The organism is Pseudomonas sp. ICBG1301 (assembly GCF_016918385.1).
Classification (GTDB): Bacteria; Pseudomonadota; Gammaproteobacteria; order Pseudomonadales; family Pseudomonadaceae; genus Aquipseudomonas; species Aquipseudomonas palleroniana.
Genome location: NZ_JAEKGB010000035.1, coordinates 1 through 283, shown reverse-complemented (window position 1 = coordinate 283; position 283 = coordinate 1). Strand labels below are relative to the sequence as shown.

Here is a 283-nt window from a genome sequence, read left to right as displayed (position 1 = left end):
CGGTAAATACCACCGTTACCGATACTCCGGGTACTGCGGACACCACCACTGTGACCCTGACCGCGCCAAGTGCGGTCAACGAAGGTGGTCAGATCATCTACACCGCTACCTTGAGCAACAAGGCCGGTACTGATGTCACGCTGAAGCTGGATAACGGTTCGAACATCACCATCAAGGCTGGCGATACCGTCGGCACCGTGACCGTCCCTGCGCCTAGCGATGACGTGTTCATCGACAAGAGCACGCAGACCGTCAAGATCACCGACGCTACCGGCGGTAACTT

At 57.6% G+C, this 283-nt stretch carries 1 protein-coding gene; it reads left to right on the top strand.

Features of this window, described 5'->3' with window-relative positions; genetic code table 11:
• The coding region (locus JBE38_RS27570) for an immunoglobulin-like domain-containing protein (protein WP_342592934.1) at nt 1-283 on the top strand (283 nt) is incomplete at both ends.